Annotated in this window: 14 protein-coding genes; 8 read left to right on the plus strand and 6 right to left on the minus strand. The window is 59.2% G+C overall.

The features are described 5' to 3' along the window. Window positions 1-79 precede the first annotated feature (79 nt). From purH to HMPREF3011_RS08295, 3 genes are read right to left on the minus strand one after another with little or no spacing between them, the layout of a single operon-like run. Window positions 80-1,627 carry a bifunctional phosphoribosylaminoimidazolecarboxamide formyltransferase/IMP cyclohydrolase gene (gene purH / locus HMPREF3011_RS08285; protein ID WP_038627842.1) on the minus strand — a complete coding sequence of 516 codons (1,548 nt, stop codon included), beginning with the start codon at window positions 1,625-1,627 and terminating at the stop codon, window positions 80-82. Further along, window positions 1,624-2,277 (minus strand): phosphoribosylglycinamide formyltransferase, encoded by a 654-nt coding sequence (gene purN, locus HMPREF3011_RS08290; RefSeq protein ID WP_016422166.1) that lies wholly within the window; start codon window positions 2,275-2,277, stop codon window positions 1,624-1,626. Before purN ends, purH begins: the two co-directional genes overlap by 4 nt. Window positions 2,278-2,334: 57 nt before the next feature. Next, window positions 2,335-4,164, minus strand: a complete 1,830-nt coding sequence (locus HMPREF3011_RS08295) for a cell division protein PerM (RefSeq protein WP_070841377.1) — start codon at window positions 4,162-4,164, stop codon at window positions 2,335-2,337. Between the two features lie 532 nt (window positions 4,165-4,696). Here HMPREF3011_RS08295 and HMPREF3011_RS08300 point away from each other — a divergent pair. Both HMPREF3011_RS08300 and HMPREF3011_RS08305 read left to right on the plus strand, forming a co-directional pair. After that, a complete protein-coding gene (locus HMPREF3011_RS08300) occupies window positions 4,697-5,404 on the plus strand; it encodes a M23 family metallopeptidase (RefSeq protein ID WP_038627829.1) in 708 nt (235 codons plus the stop codon). A 152-nt stretch (window positions 5,405-5,556) separates the two neighbouring features. Next, on the plus strand, window positions 5,557-6,048 hold the full coding sequence (locus HMPREF3011_RS08305; RefSeq protein WP_070841378.1) for a hotdog fold domain-containing protein: 492 nt from the start codon (window positions 5,557-5,559) through the stop codon (window positions 6,046-6,048). Between the two features lie 67 nt (window positions 6,049-6,115). On the opposite strand, the gene HMPREF3011_RS08310 is transcribed toward HMPREF3011_RS08305, so the two are convergent. Continuing rightward, on the minus strand, window positions 6,116-8,815 hold the full coding sequence (locus HMPREF3011_RS08310; protein ID WP_038627825.1) for a UvrD-helicase domain-containing protein: 2,700 nt from the start codon (window positions 8,813-8,815) through the stop codon (window positions 6,116-6,118). 65 nt (window positions 8,816-8,880) lie between these two features. On the opposite strand from HMPREF3011_RS08310, the gene HMPREF3011_RS08315 reads away from it, so the two are divergent. Continuing rightward, a complete protein-coding gene (locus HMPREF3011_RS08315) occupies window positions 8,881-9,255 on the plus strand; it encodes a chorismate mutase (protein WP_038627823.1) in 375 nt (124 codons plus the stop codon). Between the two features lie 22 nt (window positions 9,256-9,277). Here the strand turns inward: HMPREF3011_RS08315 and HMPREF3011_RS08320 are convergent, their stop codons facing one another. Continuing rightward, window positions 9,278-10,759 (minus strand): NAD-dependent succinate-semialdehyde dehydrogenase, encoded by a 1,482-nt coding sequence (locus HMPREF3011_RS08320; protein WP_038627820.1) that lies wholly within the window; start codon window positions 10,757-10,759, stop codon window positions 9,278-9,280. 224 nt (window positions 10,760-10,983) lie between these two features. Here HMPREF3011_RS08320 and pgi point away from each other — a divergent pair, with 224 nt between their 5' ends. The 5 genes from pgi (at window position 10,984) to HMPREF3011_RS08345 (ending at window position 15,596) form a co-directional block, all read left to right on the plus strand. Beyond that, the gene (gene pgi / locus HMPREF3011_RS08325) at window positions 10,984-12,621 is read left to right on the plus strand and encodes a glucose-6-phosphate isomerase (RefSeq protein WP_038627818.1); all 1,638 of its coding nucleotides are present in this window, start codon (window positions 10,984-10,986) and stop codon (window positions 12,619-12,621) included. A gap of 394 nt (window positions 12,622-13,015) precedes the next feature. Continuing rightward, a complete protein-coding gene (locus tag HMPREF3011_RS08330) occupies window positions 13,016-13,771 on the plus strand; it encodes a 3'(2'),5'-bisphosphate nucleotidase CysQ (protein ID WP_038627816.1) in 756 nt (251 codons plus the stop codon). 16 nt (window positions 13,772-13,787) lie between these two features. Continuing rightward, on the plus strand, window positions 13,788-14,624 hold the full coding sequence (locus HMPREF3011_RS08335; protein WP_049182304.1) for a thymidylate synthase: 837 nt from the start codon (window positions 13,788-13,790) through the stop codon (window positions 14,622-14,624). Between the two features lie 23 nt (window positions 14,625-14,647). Further along, complete coding sequence (locus tag HMPREF3011_RS08340; RefSeq protein ID WP_038627807.1) at window positions 14,648-15,178, plus strand: dihydrofolate reductase; 531 nt, start codon at window positions 14,648-14,650, stop codon at window positions 15,176-15,178. Between the two features lie 139 nt (window positions 15,179-15,317). Then, window positions 15,318-15,596, plus strand: coding sequence for a mycoredoxin (locus tag HMPREF3011_RS08345; RefSeq protein ID WP_038627805.1), 279 nt, complete (start codon window positions 15,318-15,320; stop codon window positions 15,594-15,596). Between the two features lie 122 nt (window positions 15,597-15,718). Here HMPREF3011_RS08345 and HMPREF3011_RS08350 read toward each other — a convergent pair whose 3' ends face one another. Then, window positions 15,719-17,128, minus strand: a complete 1,410-nt coding sequence (locus HMPREF3011_RS08350) for an NAD(P)H-quinone dehydrogenase (RefSeq protein ID WP_038627803.1) — start codon at window positions 17,126-17,128, stop codon at window positions 15,719-15,721. Window positions 17,129-17,157 lie beyond the last annotated feature (29 nt).

A 17,157-nucleotide genomic window follows, 5' to 3' on the forward strand; every position in this document is an offset into this window, starting at 1 on the left:
TCCCCACACGTCCGGGTAGAGAAAAACCGCCGAGGTGATAGTTAGCACCGCGGCGGTTAGCCCCTAATCCAGCAAGGAATTAGTGGAAGAAGTGGCGAGTACCTGTCATGTACATAGTGATGCCAGCTTCCTTGGCAGCAGCGATGACCTCTTCGTCACGGATGGAGCCACCTGGCTGGACAACTGCCTTCACACCGGCATCAATCAGGACCTGCAGACCGTCAGCGAACGGGAAGAAGGCATCGGACGCAGCGTAGGCCCCCTGGGTACGGTTTTCTCCGTCGGCAAGCGTATTTGCGCGCTCAACGGCGAGCTTTGCGGAGTCCACGCGGTTGACCTGGCCCATGCCGACGCCGACGGTGGCGTTGTTCTTGGACAGCAGGATGGCGTTGGACTTCACAGCGCGGACGGAGCGCCATGCAAACTCGAGCTCAGCCAGCTCTTCAGCATTCAATGCCTCGCCGGTGGCCAGCTCCCAGTTCTCCGGCTTATCTCCCTCTGCCTGGTAAGTATCCGGATCCTGGGTAAGCAGACCACCCGAGATGAACTTGTTCTCGGTGGTCGGTGCTTCGTACTCGGCGACGAGAATACGCAGATTCTTCTTGGCCTTCAGTACCTCAACGGCACCGTCTTCGTAGGACGGAGCGACGATGACCTCGGTGAAGATGTCCTTGACCTGTTCGGCCATCTCAACGGAGACCTCGCGGTTGACGGCGATGACACCGCCGAATGCGGACATCGAGTCACATGCGTGAGCTGCGCGGTGAGCTGCGGCGATGGACTCATCCGAGACTGCGATGCCGCACGGGTTAGCGTGCTTGATGATTGCCACACACGGACGCTCGTGATCCCAGGCGGCACGCCATGCGGCGTCGGCATCCTGGTAGTTGTTGTACGACATCTCCTTGCCGTTCAGCTGCTTGGCGTTTGCCAGCCCCTTGGTACCAATGCGGGTCAGAGTTGCCGACTGGTGAGAGTTCTCGCCGTAGCGCAGCGGGGTCGGCGTGGATCCCTCAGCGCTACCGAGCTGCTCAACAAACCAGTTGGACACAGCTGCGTCGTAATCAGCGGTGTGCAGGAAAGCGTCGCGAGCGAACTCACGGCGCTGCTCGAGGGTGAAGCCGCCTTCCTTCACGGCGGTAGCGACATCGCCGTAACGAGCCGGGTCGACGACGATGGCGACCGACGGATGGTTCTTCGCCGCAGCGCGAACCATCGACGGGCCTCCAATGTCGATCTGCTCCACGCACTCGTCGTAGGAAGCGCCCGAGGCAACGGTCTCCCGGAACGGGTACAGATTAACGACAACGAGCTGGAAAGCCTCCACACCGAGCTCCTTCAGCTGAGCCAGGTGGTCTTCCTTGCGAGTATCAGCCAGAATACCGGCGTGAACACGCGGGTGCAGCGTCTTCACACGGCCCTCGAGACACTCCGGGAAACCAGTGAGATCCTCAACCGGGGTCACAGGCACGCCAGCTGCAGCAATCTTGCCAGCCGTGGAACCGGTGGAAACGATTTCCACGCCAGCCTCGTGCAGGTCGCGAGCCAGCTCCTCGAGCCCAGTCTTGTCGTAGACGCTAATCAGAGCGCGCTTGATCGGTTTACGCTGCGTGTTGTCGTTGGTCATTTCAGATAAGCCTTTCGTCCGTCACGCTCAATTCCGTGATCGGCAATCGAGTGCAATACATCAACCAGGAGTCGGCGTTCGACAACCTTGATTCGTTCGTGCAGGGTCTCCACCGTGTCGTCGTCCTCGACGGCCACTGGCTGCTGCGCCAGAATCGGCCCGGTGTCCACTCCATTATCAACAATATGCACGGTCGTGCCGGTGACCTTCACCCCGTAGTCAAGTGCATCCGGTACCGCACGCGCCCCTGGGAAGGACGGCAGCAGCGCAGGGTGCGTATTAATGATGCGATTGCTGTAGGCCTCCACAAATGATGGCCCCAGAATGCGCATGAAACCCGCCGAGACAACGATATCCGGCGAAAAACTGTTCACGGCCTCTAAAACACGAATATCCCAACCTTCTCGGTCCTTCTTTGCCTCAGCATCGAAAGGCACCCGAAAAGTTGGGATATTGAGGTTTTGAGCCCTCTCCAGCGCCGGACAATCCTTGTCCGAACCAACCGCGACAATCTGAACTTTTTCAGCGTCCAGCAGTTCCAGCATCGACTGCAAAAGGGAGCCCAGGCCAGAGGCCAGGACTACGATGCGGAGCTGCTTGCTGGAGGAATTATTGTGCGAAATTTCTGCGACGGGCTGTGCTTCAGTCACGGCGTTTAGCTTACCCAGCCCGACAGAGACCCCAAATTCCGCTCCCCCTAAGTTGGCTTAGCTCTTTTGGCTTGACGACGGTTCCCCGTCGCCGCCCTCCTCCGAGTCTTCGGTGTCCTCATCGGATTCACCCTCATCGGTCGCATCTACTTCGCTCGACTCTCCTCCGCCTGCGGCGCTTTCCGAATCCTCTTCAGAGTCGTCCGATTCCTCAGCGTCTTCTGAAGCATCTTCAGACTCAGCACCGGACTCTGATTCCTCCTCTGTGTCGGACTCGACTTCATCTTCGGAGGTCGCTACGACTTCCCCGTCGACAATCTCCTCCGACTCCTCTGACTCCTCCGAGCTGTCCCCGTCATTGTCGGACTTATCGGCGTCGCCGGCATCCTCAGCCTCAGCATGACCGTTTCCATCTCCCGCAGGCTTCGGCGGGAACTTTTCTGCGGCCACTTCCGAGACTCCCTTGTCCCTACCAAGTGACGGCACACCGGTCATCGCAACAACCACGATGGCCCCCGGAACAACCAGCCACATCGAGCCGAGCAGTCCAGTCAGCCACCAGGAGGCACCGGCCCACCCAAAGATGCCAACCTCACCGCCGAGCAGCCAAGCCAGCCCCATGAGGAACATGATTGACCACACGGCAGCGAGAACGACGACCAGGTAGGGCTGCTTCGGTGCAGATTTCTTCAGGAATGCCACGACGCGCCAAGCTGCGACGGCTGGCGGTAGCACAATCAGCACTCCGAAAGCCCAGTGCGCCAGCGACTGAGGCATGGCAGCCAAAATCGGCAGGGGTGGCAGCTGAGCCGGGTGCACTGCGAATAGTCCAGCCTCCGCAGGCCCGAAGGTCGATTTTCCACCTACCAGCACACCGACAGCACCGAAGGCTACATTCGGCAGGTAAAGCAGCGAGAGACCGCTGACCGCAACACTTTCACCGGCGGTATCCGTGATTGCAAATGTCTCTGCCAGCAACTCTCGATGCCAAATCAGCGAAACGAGTGTCACCGCAACACCGCCCAGCCACAGCCATGCCACGTAGCTGACCGCCAGTCGCGCAGACCCGAGCAACCATTCCGGCAACTTCCGGCGCAGCAGTAGTGCACGCAGCAACCGCTGCCCCATTCCCAGCACCAAGGCCACGAGATTTACGAGCAGCGCAGCCGCAATCGCCAGACCGAAACTGGGGGTCTGAACGCGGGGAAACACCTTCGACGCGTCGTAAAGCATGAGCCACGCGATGATGGTGAGAACAATGGGCGTGCCCAGATACGCGCCGACCAACGCGCGCACGTCCTTGATGCTGATGCGGTCAGCGACCTCGCGGCGCACCCGCCAAGCGATGAATGCCACCGTCAGCACTGCGGGTAGCGCCGGCGTGAGCCCCAGCGTCGTGCCGTTAAAGCGGAACGGGGCAAGGTTAAACATCATCCACAGCGACGCGATACTCGCTGGAAGCGGAGACATTCCAGCGCCGCTGACGATGACGCCAATCAGAGCTACCGAGATGATGAACAGCAATACGACGCCGTAAGAACCGGCAACAGACAGCCCAAACCGGCGCACACGGGGAGAGTTAATGAAACGACGGACCCCCGAGGGACGCCCCTTGCGTGACGACGTTCCGGAGCCCCCCGCTTTCATCTTCGTCGTGGCGCCTCGATTGCTGTCGGCACCGACGCTGCGCGCACCGCCAGTCCGGCCGGCCTGCGTGTTCTGCCATGCGCGGGCAGTGCGCTCACTGTGCTCACTGCGGACGCTACGGGAACCACCGCCGCTGCCACCGGCACCGGTGCGGCTTCGCCGATTTCGATCGCTACCGGAGGAACCTCTCCGCGAATCCGCGCCTTTCACAGTGACATCGTCCTTCCCGCGTCTAATCATTGACAGCTGATTGCCCACCTATATAGATAGGGTGCCACGCAAGGGTGCGTCACAGCCATGGCCATATAGTGCCATACATACAACGCCTCTTTGTTTAGGCATTGCAGAGTCTAATTTGAAGGTACGGATCCCAGGACGGACGGTATCCGTTGAGTCCGACCTCCTCCGCTGTCCCCCCCCCAAAGTGGCTTCGCCGTTGGTTTCCATTTGTCAACGTCGATGGGTTACCTTTTGTCACCCCCGCTACCACACCCTTAGTTCACCCGGAAACTACTTGCCGACCTCCCTACCCACCCCCTCGATTAAGGGGCATCCGCCATAAATCCCCTGGCAACACACCGGTTGCGCTTCACCGGATCCGTGATACAAGACAACAGCCCCACGGTCGCAGCACGGCTCTATTGAACTGAAACTGACAAATTAGTGAACAAGTTCTCTAAATATGAGTTGCTTGCCCTATATCGAACCGTTATTATCGCAGAAGTTAGATAACAGTTGGGTTACAAAGAGTTTCGTTGGCAGGGAGATTGAAGTGACGTTTTTCAATGCTCGTCGCGGAGGCGGAAAGCACCGCAAGGTAGAGGTTTCCGCAACTTCTCGCGCAGCACTGGTCGCACTGTCCGCATCGACGATTGCTTCTTCCAACGCGGTCGCCCACGCAGCTGAGACCGAGAATAAGGCTCCGGAGAACTCAGCTTCGACTCAGACCCGCGCTGCTCAGCCGAAGAACAATGCTCCGATGGTGCTGGCCTCCAGCTCCTTCAATCCGAGCACTAACCTCAGCGACCACCTCGCTACGGCGTTGCAGTACAACCAGGAGCGCGTTGCTCGCGACCAGGCTGCCCGCGCTCCGAAGCTCTCCATCCCGACTGTGGGACTGCTGACCTCACCGTTCGGTCCACGCTGGGGAACCTTCCACTACGGCGTCGACCTGGCTAACGTCACCAACACCCCAATCATGTCCGTCATGGACGGCACTGTTATCGATGCAGGCCCGGCTCAGGGCTACGGTCAGTGGATCCGCGTTCGCCATGACGACGGCTCTGTTTCCGTCTACGGCCATATTGAGTCCATCTACGTCGCTGTCGGCGAAGCTGTCCGAGCTGGCCAGGTCATCGCCGGTATGGGTAACCGCGGCTTCTCCACCGGTACGCACCTCCACTTCGAGATTCACCCGGATGGCACCACCCCGGTCGACCCGGTGACCTGGTTCATCCAGCGTGGTCTGAGCCTGAACTAATCAGGTATCGGCACAGGCACGAGCAGGCCTGGCCGCTCTACGAAGGCCCTACTTGTGCACCGGCCCCCTGTTTGACCGTGGCTGAAAGCCTCGTCTAATCAATTTTTCAGAAACCGGCATCGCCGCCGGCACTGGGGCTTTACCCTTGACACATGGCAGAGACTCAAACATTCCGCATGTGGAAGAAGTTGGCTGCGACTCCGGTCGTCGGCAAGCGTCTATTTTCCTTAACCGCCGCATTGACGGCGCCATATTTCCGCACAATCTGCCCCAAGCTAGAGACGATGCAGCCTGGACTGGCGGTAGCGCGCATGCCCGCTTGGTGGGGCGTGCGTAATCACATTAAGTCCGTGCATGCGATTGCTGCGTGTAACCTCGCTGAATTCGCGATGGGCATGCTCTGTGAGGCCAGCGTACCGACAACGCATCGCTGGGTTCCAAAGGGCATGACGACGAACTACAAGCGCATCTCCGTTGGTGGCCTGACGGCTGTGGCCAAGGCTGAGTTGCCGGACTTCTCCACCATCACACCGGAGACTGGCGGGGTAGATTTTTCCGTCCCCATCGTGCTGACCGATGCCAACGGCACCGAAGTGCAAGATGCCACCATCAACTGCTGGGTGACGGCGAAGAAGCCTAAGTAGCCTCCACGCGATAGTGGCACGTGCACGGCCGCAGGTAGGGACGGCCAATCGGGCGGTGGTTGTTCTTTTACAACTTCTCCATGGGCACGCCGCCGATAAGCATCATGCGGACCTTACCTGCGGATCCAAAGTCAATCATCGCAGTTGCCCGGGGCGCGGCCCCTTGGACCTCAAGCACAGTGCCTAAGCCGTACTTGTCGTGAACAACCTTGTCACCGGGCTCTAGGTGCAAGACCTGATTCTTCTTTCGGGATGACGCACCAGAGTTAGAGGATCCACCAGAGCCGAAGCCCGAGCTGGAACCGAAGCCCGACGAGGCACCATGGCCACGACCAAACGCGCTGCCTGCGCCGTAGCCTCCAGAGCCGAAACCACCAGAACCGGAGCCCCAGCTTCGAGCCGGAGCCTCGCGCAGCCAATCAATCAGGTCGCTTGGGACTTCCCCCAGAAAACGTGAGGGCGGATTATTCTGCGGCGAACCCCACGAGGACCGAGTCACAGCGCGCGTGAGATACAGCTGCTTGCGAGCTCGGGTAATACCCACATAGGCCAGACGTCGCTCTTCGGCCAGCTCCTTCGGATCGCCTAGGGCGCGCAGGTGCGGGAACAGTCCGTCTTCCCAACCAATGAGAAATACCACCGGAAACTCCAGGCCCTTGGCCGTATGTAGCGTCATCAACGTCACTACACCGGTGTCATCATCCGGAATCTGGTCCGCATCCGCGACCAGAGAAACTCGCTCGAGGAATGCCTGCAGACTTCCCGGCTCCGCTTCCCCATCGTTGTCGAAGTCGGCCGTGAAATCACGCGCGAGGTCATTCGCGATTCCAGATTCCACCTCGGACTCGCCACTAGTATCAGCACCGCTTTCAGCATCAGTTGCAGCGCCAGAGCCTTCATTTACATCAGCGCTAATATCCACCGACGCCATCATCCGCGCCTCTGCAGAGAACTCCCGCGCAACGCTGACGAGCTCATTGAGGTTGTCCAGTCGCGTGGCATCTTGCGGATCATTGGAGCGCTCGAGCTCCGACTTGTACCCACTGCGATCAATAATCGCGTTGACCAGATCACCGATATCGGCCAGCTCACCGGATGCCATATCCGCCGCCAAGCCATCAATCATCTCGACGAACGCCGCCATCGCGTTTCGACTCCGCGCCGCCACCGCCGGAACCTTGCCCTCCGCTACGGCACGTAGCGCCGTGCCGAACGAGCATCTCTCGTCCTCGGCATAGAGAGACACATGCGCCACCGCACGGTCACCGATTCCGCGGCGCGGCGTATTGATAATGCGACGCAGCGAAACATCATCGTCGAAGTTCTCGATAACGCGCAGGTAGGCGACAATATCGCGTACTTCCTTACGCTCATAAAACCTGGTGCCACCAACCACCGTGTACGGCACGCCCATACGAATGAAGACATCCTCTAGCGCACGGGAGGAATTATTGGTGCGGTAGAAAATCGCCACATCCGAATACGAGTACGGCCCGTAGTCGACCAATTGCTCAATCTCGTTAGCGATAAACCGAGCTTCATCGTGCTCATTGTCCGCCACGTAGCCCTTGATCTTGCCGCCCTCACCGAGATCGGTCCACAGCTTCTTCTCCCGGCGATTCTCATTCCGCGCAATCAACGCATTGGCCGCCGACAGAATCGTCTGCGTCGAGCGATAGTTTTGCTCCAGCAGAATCGACGTGGCCTCGGGATAGTCCTTTTCAAACTCTTCAATATTTCGAATAGTCGCACCACGGAAGGCATAAATGGACTGGTCCGAATCGCCCACCACACACAGCTCACTCGGAGGCACATCTCCACCGGGTTTGCCGACGAGCGTCGAGACCAAAACATACTGCGCATGGTTGGTGTCCTGGTACTCATCCACCAACACATGCCGGAAGCGGCGACGGTAATACTCTGCAACCTGCGGGTGATTGGTGAAGATCCGAACGACCTCACCGATTAGATCGTCAAAGTCCACGGCATTAGCCGCCCGCAGCCTGGTCTGGTACTCCAGGTAAACTCGTGCAACGACGTCATCAAAAGGATTGCGCGTCGTCGAGGCATCCGCGATGGCCTTCTCCGGGTCAATCAATTCATTCTTGAGATTGGAGATACGCGACGAGAGCACGCGGCCGGTGAACTTCTTGGCATCCAGGTCCATGTCCTTAGCAATCATGGACAGCAAACGCCGGGAGTCGTCCGAATCATAAATAGAGAAATTGGAATTAAGCCCCGGTACTAGCGCATGCTGCATGCGCAGGATGCGCACACACATGGAGTGGAACGTGGACACCCACATACGCTGCGCCTGGTCACCAACCAGACCAGCCACACGCTCGCGCATCTCGGCTGCGGCCTTATTGGTAAAAGTAATAGCCAAAATTTGACTTGGCAGGACCCCACGCGCGCCAATCAGGTATGCAATCCGGCGCGTCAGCACAGACGTCTTTCCCGAACCCGCTCCAGCCACAATCAACAGTGGTGAGCCAATGTGCTCCACTGCTTGGCGCTGCTGCGGATTAAGCCCCTCTAACAGCGACTCTGAATCAAAACTGGGCTCGAAGCCACCGCCAAAACCGCCGCCAAAGCTGGCAGCGCCACTCGGCGCGCTATTGCTACCAGCGCCGGCGAAGTGGCCGAACCCACCACGGCCAGGCGTAGCACCGCCCGACTCACCGTGGTTCGAACCACCATGGCTATCACCACGACGGCCATCGTCAGCATTGAAGGACCCGAACAACATTCCAGTTTCATTTCCCATGATGGCTACTACAGTAGCCGAGCCCCCGGATTGGACTGTTCGAATCCTTTGGCACAATAAGAACTATGAGCGAAAACCCTGCGGACACTCCCGCCGCACACACCGACAACACCAACGGCGCTGAGCACAGCCAACAGGCTGCGGCAGTATCCCCTTTTGAAGTCCGCACCCCCACCGGCACCGATGACCCGTTGAGCTCCGCGGAGATCGAACAGTACCGCAAGGAAATCAACCGCCTTGACGGGCTGATTATCGATGCCATTCAACGCCGCACCGCAATCAGTAAGGCCGTCGGCAAAACCCGCCTGGGATCTGGCGGCACGCGTCTCGTGCACGGCCGAGAGGTGCAGATCATCAACGAGTTCCGTGACGCCCTTGGCCCAGAGGGCCCAGCGATCGCATCGGCTCTGCTGCGCATGGGACGCGGTCGCCTGGGCTAACCCTCGCCAACTACCTGTCCGGCTAGCCTTCCAGGGAAATCAGCTTTTCCTCTAGGAACTCATCGATACCGGTGAAGCCGCCCTCACGTCCAAGGCCGGACTGCTTGACACCACCGAACGGCGCCGACGGGTCCGACAGCGAGCCCTTATTGACCGCAACCATGCCGGACTCCACTGCCTCTGCCGCACCGAGCGCCTTGGTCAGATTCTCACTGAACACATATGCAGCCAAACCAAAGATGGTGTCATTTGCCTGCTCAATCGCCCGGTCATCGTCCGTGAAGGTCGTCACCGCAACCACCGGACCGAAAATCTCTTCGCGGACAATATCCGCATCCTCGGGCACATCGGTCAGAACTGTGGGCTCGAAAAAGTAGCCGTCGGAAAGCGCGCCGCCGAGATCTGGAATCTTGCCGCCGCACTCGACCTTCGCACCGCGCTTGACCGCATCGTCAACCAGATCACGAACCTTTTCCTGTTGATCGCGCAGCGCGAGTGGCCCAAGGTCCGTCGCAGGGTCGGTGCCCTCGCCCAACTTCAGCTCCGCAAAACGCTTGACGACGCCCTCGACGAACGCATCCTTCTTGGATTCATGAACAATAAAGCGATTCGGGGCGATACACACCTGGCCGCCATTGCGGAGCTTGGCGTCACTGACTGCCTGCACAGCCTTATCGACATCGCCATCAGAGAGAATGACAAACGGTGCATTTCCGCCGAGTTCAAGGGAGACCTTCATCGAGGTTTCCGCGGCCTTCGCGGCGAGCATCTGGCCAACTTCGGTGGAACCGGTGAAAGTGAACTTGCGCAGGCGGTCATCGGAAAGGAGGGCCGAAACGTTGGCTGAGTGTCCTGTTGGCAGCACGGAGATCACGCCTGCGGGGACGCCGGCCTCGGTAAGCAGTTTGCCCAGGTAGAGCATGGTCAGAGGAGTTTTGGACGCGGGCTTAATAATGACCGGGCAGCCGGCGGCGAGTGCCGGGGCGATCTTGCGAGTACCCATAGCCAGTGGGAAATTCCACGGCGTAATAGCCAAAACCGGGCCGACCGGCTGCTTAATCACCGCGACGCGCGAGGTCCCGCTCGGAGAAATTCGGTAATCGCCGGAGATACGCACGGCCTCCTCAGCGAACCAACGAAAAAACTCGCCACCGTAGCCGACCTCAGCCTTGGAATCCGGCAACGCACGGCCCATCTCCAGGGACTGCAGCTGGGCCAACTTGTCTGCATCCCGACGGATGAGTTCAAAAGCGCGGTACAGAATCTCGCTGCGCTTGCGGGGCGAGGTTACCTTCCACTCCTTCTGGGCTGCGACGGCGTTGTCAAGCGCCCGCTGAGCGTCCTCTTCGGTGGCAGATGCGACCTTGACCAGCGGTTTATCGGTGGCGGGATTAATGACATCGAAGGTCTCGCCATTCGACGCGGGACGGAACTCGCCGCCGAGGAGAAGGCCTGTGGGGACGTCTTTGAGGATGTTGTCGTAATCAGGGGTGAAATCAGTCATATTTTCCAGGGTAGGTGCCTTTGCTGAAGCGGGCTAGGGGCTCGTAGATGGCGGATAGTCGACGGATGGTCGGTGCATAGGCGAAGCATAGGCACCGCGGAATCGAGTTGCTGGCAGATTGCGGTCACGCCTGGTCGAATCCTGCCGCCCGGCGAGAGCGCCAAAACGTAACTAGTCTGGGGAGGTATAAAGTGCATTTCGTCAAAAATTACCTGGGAGCAGGAATGACTGTAGATATCACCGCAACCGAACAGTGGGCTCAGCTAGCTAAGCGCGTGGACAATGTTCGCGCCACCTCGCTGCGTGAGCTTTTCGCCAATGAAGATGGCCGCACTGAGAAGCTGACTTTCGATGCGGGCACTCTCCACGTTGACCTTTCCAAGAACTTGATGTGCCTCGACGGTTTTGCCGAGCTGGTTGAGCTCGCTCGTGCAGCTGGCATCGAAGAAGCACGCGAGAAGATGTTCCGCGGTGACAAGATCAACACCACTGAAAACCGCTCCGTGCTGCACACCGCGCTGCGCCTGCCAGCAGAGGAAAATCTGACCGTCGGTGACCAGGATGTCGCTGCCGACGTGCATGAGGTGCTCGGCCGCATGCGCGATTTCGCTCGCAGCCTCCGCAGTGGAGACTGGCTGGGATACACGGGTCACACTATTAAGACTGTGGTCAACATCGGCATCGGTGGCTCCGACTTGGGCCCGGCAATGGTGACCAAGGCGCTGCGCACCTACGCCACTGCCGGCATTGATGCCCGCTTTGTCTCTAACGTTGACCCGTCTGATCTGCAGGCAGTTCTGGATGAGGTCGATCCGGAGTCCACGCTGTTTATCGTCGCTTCCAAGACCTTCACCACGCAGGAGACGCTCTCCAACGCTCACGCAGCTCGCCGCTGGCTTATCCAGCAGCTGGGTAGCGAAGAAGCCGTCGCCAAGCACTTCGTTGCCGTTTCCACGAATGCCGAAAAGGTCGCCGAATTCGGCATCGACACTGAGAACATGTTTGGCTTCTGGGACTGGGTCGGCGGCCGCTACTCCGTCGACTCCGCCATCGGCCTGTCCATCATGGCCGTCGTTGGTCCGATGGACTTCATGCGCTTCCTGCAGGGCTTCCGCGCAATGGATGAGCACTTCCTCAACGCTCCGCTGGAGCAGAACGTGCCGGTGCTGATGGGCATGCTGAATGTTTGGTACTCGAACTTCCTCGACGCTCAGTCGCATGCCGTGCTGCCCTACTCCGAGGATCTCTCTCGCTTCCCGGCGTACCTTCAGCAGCTCACCATGGAATCGAACGGTAAGTCCGTGCGTACCGACGGCAAGAGGGTGGACTACAACACCGGAGAAATCTTCTGGGGTGAGCCGGGAACGAACGGCCAGCACGCTTTCTTCCAGCTCCTTCACCAGGGAACTCGCCTGGTTCCGGCTGACTTCATCGGCTTTGCCCGCCCACGCCAGGATCTGCCGACGGCATCTGGCGAAGGTTCCATGCACGACCTACTGATGAGTAACTTCTTCGCACAGACCAAGGTGCTGGCCTTCGGTAAGACCGCAGAAGAAATTCGCGCAGAGGGCGTTGCCGAGGAACTCGTAGAGCACAAGGTCATGCCGGGTAACCGTCCGACCACGACCATCATGGCCGAGGAACTGACCCCGGACGCTGTCGGTGCGCTGATTGCACTCTACGAGCACATCACTTTCGTCGAGGGCATTGTCTGGGGCCTGAACTCCTTCGACCAGTGGGGCGTGGAGCTGGGCAAGCAGCAGGCCGGTGACCTGCTGCCTGCGGTCACTGGTGAAGTAGCACCGGATTCTGGCGATACTTCCACCGATGCGCTGCTGACGTGGTACCGAGATAAGCGCTAGCGGCTCTTAGACAGCTGGCCTAAATAGCTAACAGCCCGCCCTCGGCTTCTCGCTGCGGGCGGACTTTTGTTATTTGTATCCCCCTAAATCTTCACCGCGTAACCGTCAGCGCGATAGCCCTTAACAATCTCCTTGCCAAATGGGAAGCAGGTCACCGGGATCATCTTGACATTGGCCACAGGCCACCGAACAAAAGCCAAATGATATTCAGCAAGGTCTTCATGCCACTTAAGTCTAGTCAGGATGCGTAGTCGGCAACTGGAGCTAGCAAGGCTCAACTAACACCTGCGCAAGGTCTGGAGCTAAGCCAATGAGGCCACCTGGCTGCGGTGAGAATAAGTCGCGGCATCTCGTCGTAAAGCGGGGTTGGGAAAAAGTGAATAGTATCTAAGTCATGTCTGCCTACATTGAAGATGATGTTCTTGCCTATCGACTTGCCGTGGGCGCCAGTGAAATTCTCAAGGGTGTCCGCAACGTAGGCCTGCTGCGTGGCCGCATTCTGGGAGATGCCGGCGACGCACTGGCACAGGAGTGGATTGCCCGCGTACTGGAGCAGCACCGTCCGGACGACGGACTGCTGTCGGAGGAAGCCGCGGATAACCGTGAGCGCCTGGACTCAAAGCGTGTGTGGATCATTGACCCACTCGATGGCACTCGAGAGTTTGCTTCGGGCCGTCAGGACTGGGCAGTTCATGTCGCTCTGGTAGAGGACGGTCAGCCGACCCACGCTGCTGTTGGTCTGCCGGATCACGGCCAGGTTTTCCACACGGGTGAGGCCAAGGCTGTGCAGGGGCCGCGTGCGGGCAAGATTGTCGTATCGCGTACTCGCCCACCGGCTGTGGCGAAGTACGTCGCTGACAAGCTGGGCATGGAGCTGGTGGAGATGGGCTCCGCTGGCGCGAAGGCAATGCACGTGCTGCTCGGTGACTACGACGCCTACATCCACGACGGTGGTCAGTACGAGTGGGACTCGGCAGCGCCGGTTGGTGTCGCTAAGTCCGCCGGTTTGCATGTCAGCCGCCTAGACGGCTCCGCGCCGACCTACAATAATGTCGATACTTTCCTGCCGGATATGCTGTTCTGCCGACCGGACCTGTCGGAGGAGATTCTGGCAGCGGTGAAGGAATTCAAGAATCAAGAGCAGAAGTAGGTAAGTTAGGGCGGCTATGACCGACTCCACTGACATCACGACACAGCCTCATCAGGGCATTAAGACTCCGTACGAGGATTTGCTGCGCGAAATTCTCGCTGACGGAGCAGCGAAATCAGACCGCACTGGCACGGGCACTCGCTCAGTGTTCGGCCGCCAACTGCGCTTTGATCTGAGCGAGGGCTTCCCGCTGATCACCACTAAAAAGGTGCACCTGAAGTCCATCGTGTACGAGCTGCTGTGGTTCCTCCGCGGCGATTCAAACGTCCGGTGGCTCCAGGACCGCGGAGTGACTATTTGGGATGAGTGGGCAGACGACAACGGCGACCTCGGCCCGGTCTATGGCGTGCAGTGGCGCTCCTGGCCCACTCCGGATGGGCACCACATCGACCAGATTGCACAGGCGCTGGAGACTTTGAAGTCCAACCCGGATAGCCGCCGTAACATCGTCAGCGCCTGGAATGTCTCCGAGATTTCCAATATGGCGCTGCCGCCATGCCATCTGCTGTTCCAGTTCTACGTCGCAGATGGCAAGCTCAGCTGCCAGCTCTACCAGCGCAGCGCGGACATGTTCCTGGGCGTGCCATTTAACATCGCTTCCTATGCACTGTTGACGCACATGATGGCGCAGCAGGCGGGCTTGGATGTTGGTGAGTTCATCTGGACCGGTGGTGATTGCCACATCTATGACAACCACATTGAACAGTGCGAACTGCAGGTCTCCCGTGAGCCACGCCCCTATCCCACGCTGAAGCTTCGGAAGGCCGACAGCATTTTCGACTACGCTTACGAGGACATCGAGGTCATCGGCTACGACCCGCATCCTCTGATTCGCGGTCAGGTGGCTGTCTAAGTCAGCGAAAGGTGAGTGTCGACATGAACGAGTCCACCGCTTCCACCAGTGCAAGGCCCCCGTTTGTAGGGATGATTTGGGCGCAGTCTCGGGCCGGCATTATCGGCGACGGCGCGACTATGCCCTGGCATCTGCCTGAAGATCTCCAGCATTTCAAAACAACGACGATGGGCGCACCAGTCATCATGGGGCGCCGCACGTGGGACTCGCTGAATCCCAAGTTCCGTCCACTCCCGGGTCGTCGAAACATCGTCCTTTCACGCTCCGTGTCCGATTTCCCCGGCGGTGAATCCGCAGCCAGTCTCGAAGCGGCACTCGCAGCCGTCGCCGACGAGCCCGCAGCATGGATTATCGGGGGCGGACGTGTCTATCGCGATGCACTTTCGCTTGCCGACGAATGCGTGGTCACCGACATTGATACTGATGTCAATGTCCCGGTACCGGTCATGGCTCCCGACCTCTACGACTGGGTCCGCATTGAGGATGGCCCGTGGCAGACGTCAACGACCGGCCTACGCTACCGCTTCTGCACATGGCGGCGCATAGAGGATTAGCTTCCTTTAAAAGCCTCGGAAGGAAAGCCTCCGAAGAGCATCTGGGAAGGCTGCCTAGCAAGGCTCTGAGGTGGGGCTACTGCCCGGCGGACGTATTGCGCAATGGAATATCGGCCTTGGTCCGCGCGTTGGACTAAGTATGACTGATGTGAAGACTCCACAGACCACCGAACACGTGACCATTTACGCTGCGGCCTGGTGCCCTTTCTGCCAGAACCTCATTGCTGGCCTGAAGGAAAACGGCACTCCGTTTGAGGCTTGGGACGTCGAAAAGCACGACGACCTTTCGAAGTGGGTTGAGTCCGTCAATGACGGCAACCGCGTTGTGCCGACTGTGCTGTACTCCGATGGCGAGCACGCCACGAATCCGTCTGTGGAGGAAGTCACCGCTAAGTACGCTGAGCTCTCCAGCAAGTAAGCACAGCATAAGCGCATCGGTACGTTCTTATTGCACAACCAAAAAGCCGAGCCCCACTTTCGGGGCTCGGCTTGTTTTAATTACGAGTGCGGCCGGTCATGCTGCCAGTCGCGATACCAGCATTAATCCAAATCGTCGTGTGCCATCAGCTGACGAGCAGCCTCAGTAATCGAGCCAGACAGCGACGGGTAGACAGAGAAGGAGCTTGCCAGGTCATCGACGGTGAGCTGGTTGGAAACACACACAGCAATTGGCAGAATCAGCTCCGAGGCGGTCGGAGCGACCACCACACCACCGATAATCATGCCGGAATTCTTACGGCAGAACAGCTTGACGAAGCCGTGGCGCAGCGAGCGCATCTTCGCACGCGGGTTACCTGCCAGCGGGAAAACCTCAACACGAGCGGAGACCTCACCGGACTCAATCTGAGCCTGGGAGACACCAACAGTCGCAATCTCCGGGCGGGTGAACACTGCCGAGGAAACGGTGCGCAGGCGAATTGGCGAAACACCTTCACCGAGGGCGTGGTACATCGCAATACGACCCTGCATAGCTGCAACGGAAGCCAGCGGGAACAAGTCGGTGCAGTCACCGGCAGCGTAGATGCCCGGCACGTTGGTGCGGGAAACACGGTCAACGTGAATGTGGCCAGACGGGGTCATTTTCACACCACTTGCGTCCAGCCCCATATCCGCAGTGTTCGGAATCGATCCAACGGTCATCAACGCGTGGGAGCCGAAGACCTCACGGCCGTCGGAAGTGACGACGCGAACGCCGCCGTCCTCAGTGCGTTCGACAAGATCACAGCGGGCGTTCTTCACAACGTCCACACCGCGCTCCAGCAGGACCTCCTCCAGGGCATCTGCAGCGTCAGCATCCTCGTGCGGCAGGATACGGTCACGCGAAGCGACCATGGTGACCTTCACACCCAACTCGGTGAAAGAGGATACGAACTCAGCGCCGGTAACACCAGAACCGACCACAATGAGGTGCTCCGGCAGCTCCTCCAGTTCGTAAACCTGACGCCAGGTCAAAATACGGTCACCATCAGGAATCGCACCCGGCAGAATACGTGGGGACGCACCGGTGCAGACCAGCACCAGGTCGGCTTCAAGAGTGACCTCGCCGCCCTCGAGCAAGTCGACGGTGACGTAGTGAGTTACACGGCCCGGGTCGTGGTCATCGAGACGACCGCGGCCCTGCAGCATCTTGATGCCCTCGCGCTCCATCTGTGCGCGAACATCGTCAGACTGCTGCTGCGCCAGGCGCTTAACGCGCTCGTTGACCGCAGTGAAGTCGATTTTACGCTGGGAGAAGTCCGGGCGAAGACCCATCTCGTCCGCACGGCGCATATCGGTACGAACGCCCGTCGCCGCGATGAAGGCCTTAGAGGGAACGCAATCCCACAGGACGGAAGAACCGCCCATACCGGCATCCTCAACCACAGTGACTTCAGCACCGTACTTGGCGCCAACCAGCGCTGCTTCGTAGCCGGCTGGGCCGCCGCCAATGATTACGATCCTCTGTGCCACAAATCCTCCAAAGTTGCCGTGGATATCAC

This window comes from Corynebacterium sp. HMSC074C04, assembly GCF_001838295.1.
Lineage (GTDB): Bacteria > Actinomycetota > Actinomycetes > Mycobacteriales > Mycobacteriaceae > Corynebacterium > Corynebacterium amycolatum.

Coding starts and splice junctions, on each gene's coding strand:
- purH (WP_038627842.1), bottom strand. CDS start 1,627: ATGACCAACGACAACACGCAGCGTAAACCGATCAAGCGCGCTCTGATT.
- HMPREF3011_RS08295 (WP_070841377.1), bottom strand. CDS start 4,164: ATGATTAGACGCGGGAAGGACGATGTCACTGTGAAAGGCGCGGATTCG.
- HMPREF3011_RS08305 (WP_070841378.1), top strand. CDS start 5,557: ATGGCAGAGACTCAAACATTCCGCATGTGGAAGAAGTTGGCTGCGACT.
- HMPREF3011_RS08310 (WP_038627825.1), bottom strand. CDS start 8,815: ATGGGAAATGAAACTGGAATGTTGTTCGGGTCCTTCAATGCTGACGAT.
- HMPREF3011_RS08315 (WP_038627823.1), top strand. CDS start 8,881: ATGAGCGAAAACCCTGCGGACACTCCCGCCGCACACACCGACAACACC.
- HMPREF3011_RS08320 (WP_038627820.1), bottom strand. CDS start 10,759: ATGACTGATTTCACCCCTGATTACGACAACATCCTCAAAGACGTCCCC.
- pgi (WP_038627818.1), top strand. CDS start 10,984: ATGACTGTAGATATCACCGCAACCGAACAGTGGGCTCAGCTAGCTAAG.
- HMPREF3011_RS08330 (WP_038627816.1), top strand. CDS start 13,016: ATGTCTGCCTACATTGAAGATGATGTTCTTGCCTATCGACTTGCCGTG.
- HMPREF3011_RS08335 (WP_049182304.1), top strand. CDS start 13,788: ATGACCGACTCCACTGACATCACGACACAGCCTCATCAGGGCATTAAG.
- HMPREF3011_RS08340 (WP_038627807.1), top strand. CDS start 14,648: ATGAACGAGTCCACCGCTTCCACCAGTGCAAGGCCCCCGTTTGTAGGG.
- HMPREF3011_RS08345 (WP_038627805.1), top strand. CDS start 15,318: ATGACTGATGTGAAGACTCCACAGACCACCGAACACGTGACCATTTAC.